Source organism: Paenibacillus sp. Marseille-P2973 (genome assembly GCF_018101095.1).
GTDB lineage: Bacteria > Bacillota > Bacilli > Paenibacillales > Paenibacillaceae > Fontibacillus > Fontibacillus vini.
Genome location: NZ_JAGQEH010000026.1, coordinates 23,988 through 35,298, shown reverse-complemented (window position 1 = coordinate 35,298; position 11,311 = coordinate 23,988). Strand labels below are relative to the sequence as shown.

Genomic DNA, 11,311 nt, shown 5'->3' with positions numbered 1-11,311 from the left:
GCGGAGGGGTTCCACACGTACCCATCCCGAACACGACCGTTAAGCCCTCCAGCGCCGATGGTACTTGGACCGAAGGGTCCTGGGAGAGTAGGACGCCGCCAAGCAATGAAGAAGAGCACTGCCGATATCCTCGGCGGTGCTTTTTTTTGTTATTCAGGACTATCTAACACCAACTTAGCTGTAAAACCTACAGTTATTTTCGTGAGATAGGCACTTTTCGCTCAAATAACTGTAAAACCTACAGTTAATTCGGAGGGTTTGAGCATTTATAGAGGAAAAGAGCTAAATTAGCTGTAGGTTATACATCTAAATCACATCAGCAGCCTCTCCAGGCAAAATTAGCTGCATAAAATCCAGTTATTTAGCCAGGCATCACGCGTCAAACCCAACAATTCTACGTAATAAGGTCAATCAGCTCAGGCGCATGAACAAAAACATCCTCGCAGTGTGCATTTAACTGTAAAACCTGCAGTTATTTTCGCAAGATAAGCTCTTTCGAGACAAATAACTGTAAAACCTACAGCTAATTCGGAGGGTTTAAGCCGATAATGAGGAAAAGGGCGGAATTAGCTGTAGGTTATACATCTAAATCACATCAACAGCCTCCCAAGACAAAATTAGCTGTAGGAAATACATTTAATTAGCCAGGTATTAGGCATAGAAACGGGTATCACGCGTGGCCCCCAACAAATTCAATATAGTGAGGCCAGTTGGCGTGAGGTTGCCGATGCGAAGTGCCACTGAGGTAAAATGTCGATATAGAGGAATTTCCGGTGAATACTCCGGCGAATACTCCGGCGAATACTCCGGTGAATACTCCGGTGAACGCTCCAACAAATATTACGAAGAGGTCTAACTTCAATCATTACGGAGTCCGCGAGTCTATCAGATAACTAACCTCCTTATTTCCGTCATTTTCGTCACGGACATGAAGATGGTAACTCATGTACAATAAGAGTTGTGTCATTTACATAAGGTAGACTGACAATTGTGGAGGTAATTTACGGGGATGAAGCCGATACTAGAAGTAGCCGGGTCGTTTGGGATACCGGAGAAATATATGGAGCTATACGGAAGGTATAAAAGCAAACTTGATTTAAGCTTAGCGAGGGACTTCGATGATCGTCCGGATGGGAAATTGGTACTTGTAACCGCGATGAATCCTACTCCAGCAGGGGAAGGGAAGACGCTGACAACGATCGGGCTGGCACAGGCGCTCAACGCGATTGGCGAGCCAACGATTGCCGCCTTAAGGGAACCGTCGCTGGGTCCGTGTTTAGGGATGAAGGGTGGCGCCACGGGCGATAACAAGGCAAAATTGATGCCGTCTGAGGATATAAACTTGCATTTTACCGGTGATTTGCATGCGATTACTTCCGCACATAATTTACTGGCTGCGATGATTGATAATCATATCTTCCAGGGGAATAACCTTCAAATAGACACTGGGCGGATTGTTTGGAAGCGTGCCATGGACATGAATGACCGGAGCCTCCGGCAAATCGTAGTCGGGCTTGGCGAGGGAAACGGAAGCGTGCATGAATCCGGCTTTATGATTACGACGGCCTCCGAGGTGATGGCTGTGCTATGCCTTAGTGAGGATCCGCAGGATCTTAAGGAGCGTCTTAGCCGCATGGTAGTGGCTTACAATATGGCAGGTGAAATGATTACGGCATCGCAAATAGGAGCGATCGACGCGATGACCGTGCTGCTGAAGGATGCGATTAAGCCGAATTTGGTGCAAACTTCGGAAGGTACGCCCGCGATTGTTCACGGTGGGCCTTTTGCGAATATCGCTCATGGATGCAGCAGCGTCATCGGCACCAGAACAGCCCTGAAGCTGGCTAAAGTTGTCGTGACGGAAGCGGGTTTTGGGGCTGATCTTGGCGCGGAGAAATTTTTCGATATCAAATGTCGGCAAGCCGGACTAAAGCCGGATGCGGCAGTATTGGTAGTTACGGTGAAGGCGTTGAAATACAATGGAGGCGTCGCTAAGTCCGAACTTGACGGATCCAATATGGAAGCACTGCGAATAGGTATGGCCAACGTAGTAAGGCATCTTGAGAATATTCAGAAATTCGGCGTTCCGGTAATGGTGGCGATTAATCACTTTGCTAATGATGCGGAGGAAGAAATCTCATTCATTATTGAGGAGTGCCGGCATTTAGGTATTAAAGCTGAGATTTCCGAGGTATGGGCGAAAGGCAGCCAAGGCGGAATACAAATGGCGAAGACATTACGGGACATGCTACAAGATGAGCCTTCCCGGTTCGCCCCTCTTTATCCCGATGATTTAAGTATTACAGCGAAAATTGAAACGATCGTAAAAGAAATATACCGGGGTGAAGGCATAAAGCTCACGCCTAAAGCGGAGATTAAAATCCGTGATCTGGAGCGCCAGGGCTTTGGACATCTGCCGGTGTGCATGGCGAAGACGCCGTATTCTTTTTCCGATCAAGGTAATTTGCTGGGAGCTCCGAATCACTTTACCGTGCAAGTTCGGGACGTGACCTTATCGGCTGGAGCCGGGTTTGTCGTCGTGCATACCGGAAACATCGTTACCATGCCCGGATTGCCTGAACATCCTGCGGCGGAGCGCATTCATCTCAATGAACAGGGAGACGTAGCCGGATTGTTGTAAGGGATAATCCGTGCGGTCGGTCAACAATCGCCGAACTGCCGATTCCGAATTGTAGTAGTAAACCGCTCGTCAGCCTAATATAAATTTAATAGCTGCATTCTAAAACAGCCGATCTTTCCGCCTGCAAAAGGTGTGAAGATCGGCTATTTGATTTGCATCAGAAAAATTCCAACCATAAATCGCAATATTGCCTCCTCAAAAGTTCGAAGCGGTTCCATTACACTAATAATGAAAATAAGAGTTTTAGAAAGGGGTTATTAAGTCGATGAAGAGAACCAAACCTTGGGCAATTCTGCTGGTAGCTGTTCTGATGATTGCTTCCTTGGCCGCTTGCGGAGGAAACAACAACAAAACGGCAAACAATGGCGGAAACACGCCAGCAGCAACAAATAGTAATGAGGGCGAAAAAACGAATGATGCAAAAACAGAGCCGGCGGAAAAAGTTGAGCTCACATTCTGGTCGCTGGGCGTAACGAACTATGAGGATTTGGCGAAGGAATATACCAAAGAACATCCTAACGTTACTTTCAAATTCCAAAACACTGCCGACCAAACGGCCCATCACAACAACCTGACGACAGCGTTGTCCGCGGGATCAGGCGCTCCTGACATTTTCCAACTTGAAATTGCGTTCGTAGAACGGTTCATGAACAACACCGACAAGTTCTATAACTTGTATGACCTCGGTGCTAAAGATATCGAAGCTAACTACCTCGACTGGAAATGGAAGCAAGTTACGTCGTTGGACGGGAAAGTACAATTGGGTCTTCCAACAGACATCGGTCCTACTGTAGTTTACTACCGTACGGATGTGGCTGAACAAGCCGGCTTACCTACGGATCCGGACGGTTTCAGTGCAGCAATCGACTCTTGGGATAAGTTTGCAACCGTTGCCAAAGCTTTCAAAGATAAAACCGGCAAACCGTTTGCTGACTTGACGGACCTCGTCTACAACGGCGTTCGTGACCAATCCGAAGGCGAAATTTATTTCAGTAAAGAAGACGGCTCCTTTATCGGGGCAGACAATCCGCAAGTTAAGAAAGCATATGACTTTACCGTAAAAGGCATTCAAGAAGGCTGGATCGGCAACTGGGTTCTCTGGTCTCCTGAATGGCAAAATGCGATCAACAAAGGCGACTTCGGCGTAATGCTCGGCCCAGCTTGGATCGCAGGTACAATCAAAAATGCTAAAGATTCCGCAGGCAAATGGCAAATCGCTCAAATGCCTGAAGGCGCAGGAAACTGGGGCGGTTCCTTCCTGACGCTGCCTAAAGAAGGTAAACATCCGAAAGAAGCTTATGAATTTATCTCTTGGGTTCTGAACAAAGAAAACCAAATGAAATCGTTTACGGACAGCGGTTTGTTCCCAACAATCCCAGCTGTTTATGAAGATCCTGCATTCACGGAAAAAGGCGACGATTTCTTCTCAGGTCAAGTTACATCCGCAGCTTACGCAAAAGCGGCTCAAACCGTAAAACCGATTTACTATGGTCCGCTTCATGACCAAGCCGATACCATTATCAAAAACGCGCTCAAGAACGTTCTTGAGAAAAAAGCGGATCCGCAAAAAGAATGGGATAGCGCGATGAAACAAATCAAGACTCTGGTTGATCGCAGCTAGTAAGAAGATCTAATATCACGATTTCTTTATCCGAATTCGCAGGGCGACTATTGCCCCTGCGAATTCGGGTTTATCAACTACTTCATGGAGGTGCGTTCATGGCTGACACAGCTACAGCGAGTCCGGCCCAGTCGATACCGCCGAAAAGGCATTTCTGGACCGAGAAACGACGCAGCCAGCTCACGGCGTATACGTTTATTTCGCCATTTTTCATTTTGTTCGCTATATTCGGACTGTATCCGATCATCTTTACGATCTATTTGTCCTTCTTCAAATGGGACGCAATAGGACCTATGAAATATGTAGGGATCAAAAACTACGATTTAATTATTAGTGATCCAACCTTCTGGATTTCCTTTAGCAATACGATCATCATGGCCTTGATGGGTACAGTGCCACAGCTCATTTTGGCGCTATTCGTGGCCGTCATGCTCAACTCGGCTTTGAATAAATTCAAGAATACATTCCGTATTTTGTACTTCATGCCGAATATCACTTCGATTGTTGCCGTTACCCTGGTGTTCAGCACCATGTTCGGAAACAACGGGATGATCAACTGGCTTTTGAACAACCTAGGCTTGGACAGCGTTCCATTTAACTCGGGTTGGTGGGGCGTAAAAATAGCCATTTCCACCATGGTTCTATGGCGGTGGATGGGGTATAACGCAATTATTTTCCTCTCCGGTTTGCAAAGTATCCCGACGGATATTTATGAAGCGGCCAGAATTGACGGTGCCACGCGCGGACAGCAGTTGCTGTATATTACACTTCCGCTGCTGCGGCCATTTATTCTGTTTGTTACCCTGACATCGACCATCGGCGCACTGCAGCTCTTTACCGAACCATATGTGTTCCTCGGTCAAGGCGGTACGGGTTCTACACGCCAAGAAGGGGTTACGATGGTTACTTATTTGTACAGTGAAGCCTTCAGAAACGGATTCTTCGGTACGGCAGCGGCCACGGCGGTCCTTCTGTTTGTCGCCACAATTCTTTTCTCCGTGCTTAACATGTTGCTATCAAGCCGTATGGGCGGAGATACGGGAGGTAAGAGAGCATGAGTAGTATCGCAGTAAGAAAAAAGCCGGATGAACCCGGAGTCTTAGGGAAAACGTTCTTTTATCTCTTTATGATCATTGGGGCACTGGTTTCCGTCTTCCCGTTTTTCTGGATGTTTGTGGTTGCGACCAATGACAAGGATGCGGCCTTTCAAATGCCGCCTTTGCTGACTCCAGGGACACACTTCTTTGACAATTTCTCGCGTGTTCTGGAACGGACCGACTTTTTCCGGGCGCTGCTGAATTCGGTTGTCGTATCTTCGGCGGTTACGGTGTCTGTAGTATTCCTTTGTACCCTGGCAGGGTACGCTTTTGCTAAATATGAGTTTCCTCTGAAAAATGTTCTGTTCGTTTGCGTTATCGGAACAATGCTTGTACCGGCACAATTGGGTGTGCTTCCTCAGTATGTCATTATGGCTAAATTGCACTGGATCGACAGCTACAAAGCACTTATCGTTCCTGCAATGGTCAATGCGTTCGGGATCTTCTGGATGAGGCAGTATATCGCTTCAGCCGTTCACTCCGAACTGTTGGAAGCGGGGCGGATCGACGGCGGCGGACATTTCCGGATTTTCTGGAAAATCGCTATTCCGGTCGTCACCCCGGCAATGGCAACCCTGGGTATTCTTAACTTTATGAACGTGTGGAATGATTTCTTCTGGCCTCTGGTCGTGTTAAAAAACAAAGAGAATTACACGATTCAGATCGCATTGCAGCAGTTGTTCACCAATAAGGACGGTCTGGACTTCGGCATGATCATGTCGGCCACCTTTACGGCGACGCTGCCGCTCCTCATCGTATTCCTGTTGTTCAGCCGGTGGGTAATTGCAGGCTTGACTTCAGGCGCAATTAAAAGTTAGGCGAGCTTTATTATAGTAGAGCAAGGAAATATAAAGCATAATGAAGAATAATAGAGATAGGAGATTGTGGAGGGAGGGCGCAGATGAAGCTCCGTCGGAAAATCTTGCTGGCTATTATTCTTCTTGTGTTTATCCCGGTTATCTTGATGGGCTCGATTTCGTATTTCAGCTTCTCAAACACCATGGAAAAGAAATCCACCAACTTTTATTGGGTATCGTTGCTGGAGACAGACCGGAAGCTGAATTATGCGTTAAACGAAATAACGAACATCTCCAACTCGGCGATAACGCAACAGGTCATCCAAGAGACCTTGAAGGAGCCTACATTTGTCGTCACCTACGAACAAAGGCAAGAGATCAACAATTCAATCAATCATCCGATGATCAGTTCATTCGGACTTTATTCGAAAGATAAGCTGCTGTACCAATACAATGACGCGATGACATTCGATTCGTTAAGCCATCAGGACTGGTATGAGGCGATGATAGCCGCGGAAGGCCGGCCGATCTGGATCGGTCCGGGCGAAAATGGCAGCGCCTCCACGGGGAAGCCGGTTTTGATCCAGGCTCGCGTAATCAAAGATTATTATTCGCTGGAAGATATCGGTGCGGTTGTAATTTATGTAAAACCGGATATTTTGGATCAAGTATTTTGGGATACCGCCACCCTCAAACAAGGGGATATTTTACTGGTCAATAAACAGGGGAATATCGTATTTGATAAATCGGGCGAACATATTGGGGAACGTACGGACTTTCCTTTTCTGACGGATGTCGAAACAAACGAAAAGGGATATTATGTTGATAAATATTTGGGTGAGAAGTCGCTGATTACTTTCTTGCCTTCCCATAACAAGGAATGGTATCTGGTAGCGATTACCCCGAGCAAGCTTATTGCTTCGGAATCGATCAATATCCGGAATATCGCTGTGATTCTTGTCCTGGTCTCGTTGATATCGGCTTTTTTGTTCGACCGTTATTTCGTGCGCAGGCTGGTTCGAAGCATTATCAGCGCTGTAAACGGGATGAAGAGGGTTCAGCAGGGTATATTCGTGCCGATCCCGCCGATGGTCCGATCCGAGGACGAGACGGATTTGCTGATGGACGGTTTTAATCGGATGAGCAAGCAAATTTCTGAACTGATCGAACAAGTTCAAGTAGAGCAGGCGCGAAAAAAAGAGGTTGAGCTCCAGGCGCTGGTTGCACAGATCAATCCTCATTTTATTTATAACTCGCTGGAATCGATTAACTCGATGGCCGTACTGCAAGGCAATAAGGACATCAGCAAAATGGTGGTGTCGCTGGGCAGACTGCTGCGGATCAGTATCAGTGAAAATCAACAACTGATTCCGTTGTCCATGGAAATGGATCATGTCCGGCATTACCTGGATATTCAGAAATACCGTTTTGAGGACAAGTTTTCCTATCAAATTGAAATTCCGGAATCATTGAAATATTACAAGACGCAAAAGCTCATCGTACAGCCGATCGTTGAGAATGCGCTCTATCATGCAATCGAGCCGATGGAAGGAAGAGGCTTTATTTCAATTACCGCGCGGGACGGGGAACGGGATATTCTGATCGATGTCATGGACAATGGCCCGGGGTTCGATCAGGAAACGCTGATGCATCTTTGGAGCAAAGACCGGGGCAATTTGAAGAAATACCGGGAAAACGGCGTCGGTTTGAAAAATGTACATGAGCGATTAAGCATACGATTCGGCGGATACTACGGCATCATGATATGTTCTTCCCCCGGTTTCGGGTCTATCATCCGAATCCGAATACCGAAGATCAATACGTAAAATGTAAAGGGGGAAGAGAGGCGTGAAATGGTTTGTAAACTGGGGCTGGATTGTCATGTATGCACTTGTGCTTGGTATCTCGGTAATGATCATTGCGATGAACGGCAGCGAACCGATCGAGGAGAAGCAAACCGAGAAGATCACGTTGACCTTCCGCCATTTCTGGATCAAGGAACATGACCGGCAAATGCTGCACATTTTCGAGGAAGTCGTGGATTCTTTTCAAAAATCGCATCCCAACGTGAAGGTGAATTTCGAGGGGATGGACCAAACCGATCACCGCGAACGGAAACTGAAAAGTGAGATGGTGACAGGGACGCCGCCCGACATGTTCGTGTTATTTGCGGGGGCGGAAATAGAGCCTTATGTCCGGTCCAATCGCTTAATGGATTTGACGGGTTTCGTCCGTGATAACGGGCTGAAGGAGAAGTTCCAAGACCTTCATCTATGGACCTACGATGACCGAATTTACGGATTACCCTTGGAAGGACATGCGGAGCCGCTTTATTATAATAAAGAAATCTTCGAACGGCTGGGGATTACCCCGCCGAAAACGCTGGATGAACTGGACGCCGTCGTCAAGCTGTTGAGAGATAAAGGGTACATTCCTTTTGCTCTAGGCAATGAGGAGCGCTGGCCGGCCGCGATTTTTGCTCACTATTTGATGGACCGTTATGCGGGGCCGGATTTGATTAATGAGCTCACCAAAGGCAATGAGGCCGTGGATTTTAACAATAGCGCTTATTTACAGGCGTTTATGCATTTTAAAGATTGGGTCTCTGAAGGAGCCTTCAGCAATCCGGCCAATGATCTGTCGACGGAAGAGGCGATCGCGCTGTTTACTTCCGGCAAGGCGGCCATGTATGTGAATGGGAGCTGGGATGTCAATCTCTTTCATAACGGAGAAGAGCCGGATGATTTCCCGAACCGGGTCGGCGTGATTACGTTCCCTACCCTGCTTCCGGATCAGCCAAGCTCGCTGGCGGGAGGATATACGATCGGGATCGCTCTTTCCTCGAACTTGGAAGAAGCCAAGCGGGAGGCCGCGCTGGATTTGATGCAGGCTTTTTACACCGAGGATATTCAAAGGCGGGTTGTTTATGAGGGACTTCGGATTCCATCGATGAAAATATCCTTCGATGCGGAGAAAACCGGTCCTGTGTTTGCCCAAGTGGTAAGTCTCATGGAACAGAGCGACAGCATTTTTCTGGCGTATGACAATGTGCTGTCACCGGAAGTGACCAAGACATTCCTGAAAGTAATCGAGGATATTATATCCGGCGGCGTTTCGCCGAATGAGGCTTTGGATGAAATTCAAGCGACCTCGGAGCAATACTGGAAGCAACGAAAAAGTTCACTGCCCGAGTGATGGCCAGGAGGTGAGGAGTCGTATGGAAGCCAAGGAAGCAAAATACCGGGTTATTCTCGTGGATGACGAGCCGATCATTTTGCGCAGCTTGAAGGTGGCCATTCCGTGGAATGAGCTGGATCTGGAAATCGTGGGTGATGCAAGAAACGGGGAGGATGCCCTTAAGCTGGTTCGCGAGCTGTCCCCGCATATGATCATCAGCGATATCCGCATGCCGGGCTTGGACGGAATTAGCCTGATGAAGGAAGTCATGGCGGAGAACGCCAAGCGCCTGTTTATTTTTATCAGCGGGTACGGAGAATTTGAATATGCCAGGGAAGCGCTGCGGGAAGGAGCATTTGATTATTTGCTCAAACCGATCGATCATGAGGAACTGATTGAAATGATCATGCGCGCGAAGAAGACGCTGGAAAAGCAACAGGAGAACGAGAAGCTGCTGCACTCGGTGCAGGTATTGTCCATGTTGGCAAGGGAGCGGATGTTTGCGGAGTTTTTGGAGGGCAATCCCAGCGATAACCACCTGCGGCATATGCAGTGGCTGGAGAGCAGCGAGTTGCAGGACGATTATTTCGTAGCGGTTCTCCAATTGGATCATTATATGAAATTGAATGAGAGCTGGTCCATGGAAGAGCGAAGGCTGTGGTTGTTTGCGATCCGCAACATTTTAAGCGAATGGTCCTTATCGCATGGAGCGCTTACCGTGTTTCCTTTTCACAGCGGAGAATGGGTCATTCTGTTTCCGGGTTCATTAAGAGACAAGAGAGAGAGTTTGGGGAACGATATTATACACCAGATCAAGGTCAATGCAAAACTGTCCTGTTCGATCGGATTCAGTCAATCTGCAGAAGGGATAGAGCAGCTGAGTGAGGCTTACCAGAGTGCTGCAAAGGCGTTATATCAGCGTTTCTACCGCGATCAGGAAGGCGTGTTTGTGGACCCGATTCCGGAATTGGGAGCGACCCGGGAAATCAAATATCCTAAGTTCCTTGAAGCCCGTATGCTCGAATGTATCCGCACGCTTGAAGATGAACGGTTAATCGTCCTGTTGGATGAGACGAAAACTTATATCGAAACGCAGGCTTTTGGCAAAGAAACGGCGGAACGCATGATTGTGGAACTGACTGTTGTTCTCTACCGCGAATTCGAACATATGAAGCTGCTGCCGGAATGGTCGCTTGAAGGCTTGCTGCAGGAGATTCACTCACTTGGGACTCTGAACGAAATGATCGGTGTTCTCAAAGCCAGTTTGGGGAAATGGATTCGCGAGAGCAAAGAAGCCCAGCCCAAAGAAAATATTCATAAGGTCATTTCCAAAACGCAAGAGTATATCTCCAACAACTACCACAAGGATTTGAGCATCGAAGAGGTTGCCGAAGTCGCGGATTTGAGTATCAGCCATTTTTGCATGCTGTTTAAGCAGGTATCCGGATTTACCTTCCTGGAGTATTTAACCCAGTGCCGGATTGAAAAGGCTAAGTATATATTGAAGAACAGTCAGGTCAAGGTGTATCAAATCGCCCCTCTGGTAGGGTACCAAGATCCGCGTTATTTTACTCAGGTATTTAAAAAGGTCACGGGGATGACGCCTACGGAATATCGGGATGAGTCCGCTTGACCGGGTATAACCATAAAAGAACCGCCCATATAGGGCGGTTCTCCTATTTTCAATGCTTATTCAAAGTGAATCTTAAGAACGATTACGTCTCATTGAGCCCATAATCAGGCTCACGATAAATACTAGGACAACCGCACCAATCAATGCAGGAATGAAGTAGAAGTCACCGATGACCGGACCCCAATTCCCCAAGATCATGCTGCCAAGCCAAGCACCGATGAAACCTGCGATGATATTCCCAATGATACCTCCGGGGATATCTCTGCCCATAATCAAACCTGCCAACCAACCGATTACTCCACCAATAATTAAAGACCATAAGAAACCCATTCGTATCACCTCAAA

At 47.5% G+C, this 11,311-nt stretch carries 8 protein-coding genes and 1 rRNA gene; 8 read left to right on the top strand and 1 reads right to left on the bottom strand.

Annotated elements, in window-relative coordinates:
- From rrf to KB559_RS24785, 8 genes are all read left to right on the top strand, one after another.
- Nucleotides 1-104: ribosomal RNA gene (gene rrf, locus KB559_RS24820) — 5S ribosomal RNA — on the top strand; the annotation flags it as partial.
- 905 nt (nt 105-1,009) lie between these two features.
- Nucleotides 1,010-2,641, top strand: a complete 1,632-nt coding sequence (locus KB559_RS24815; protein ID WP_211026178.1) for a formate--tetrahydrofolate ligase — start codon at nt 1,010-1,012, stop codon at nt 2,639-2,641.
- Between the two features lie 265 nt (nt 2,642-2,906).
- Nucleotides 2,907-4,262 (top strand): ABC transporter substrate-binding protein, encoded by a 1,356-nt coding sequence (locus KB559_RS24810; protein WP_211026176.1) that lies wholly within the window; start codon nt 2,907-2,909, stop codon nt 4,260-4,262.
- Nucleotides 4,263-4,360: 98 nt separating this feature from the next.
- Nucleotides 4,361-5,320: a carbohydrate ABC transporter permease gene (locus tag KB559_RS24805; protein ID WP_211026174.1), complete on the top strand. Its 960-nt coding sequence runs from the start codon at nt 4,361-4,363 to the stop codon at nt 5,318-5,320.
- Nucleotides 5,317-6,177, top strand: a complete 861-nt coding sequence (locus tag KB559_RS24800; RefSeq protein ID WP_211026172.1) for a carbohydrate ABC transporter permease — start codon at nt 5,317-5,319, stop codon at nt 6,175-6,177. Before KB559_RS24805 ends, KB559_RS24800 begins: the two co-directional genes overlap by 4 nt.
- A gap of 83 nt (nt 6,178-6,260) precedes the next feature.
- The gene (locus KB559_RS24795; protein WP_211026170.1) at nt 6,261-7,982 is read left to right on the top strand and encodes a sensor histidine kinase; all 1,722 of its coding nucleotides are present in this window, start codon (nt 6,261-6,263) and stop codon (nt 7,980-7,982) included.
- Nucleotides 7,983-8,004: 22 nt separating this feature from the next.
- Nucleotides 8,005-9,351, top strand: a complete 1,347-nt coding sequence (locus tag KB559_RS24790) for an ABC transporter substrate-binding protein (protein WP_211026168.1) — start codon at nt 8,005-8,007, stop codon at nt 9,349-9,351.
- Nucleotides 9,352-9,373: 22 nt separating this feature from the next.
- Nucleotides 9,374-10,966 carry a response regulator gene (locus KB559_RS24785; protein ID WP_211026166.1) on the top strand — a complete coding sequence of 531 codons (1,593 nt, stop codon included), beginning with the start codon at nt 9,374-9,376 and terminating at the stop codon, nt 10,964-10,966.
- 72 nt (nt 10,967-11,038) lie between these two features.
- Here KB559_RS24785 and KB559_RS24780 read toward each other — a convergent pair whose 3' ends face one another.
- A complete protein-coding gene (locus tag KB559_RS24780) occupies nt 11,039-11,296 on the bottom strand; it encodes a GlsB/YeaQ/YmgE family stress response membrane protein (RefSeq protein ID WP_211026164.1) in 258 nt (85 codons plus the stop codon).
- Nucleotides 11,297-11,311 lie beyond the last annotated feature (15 nt).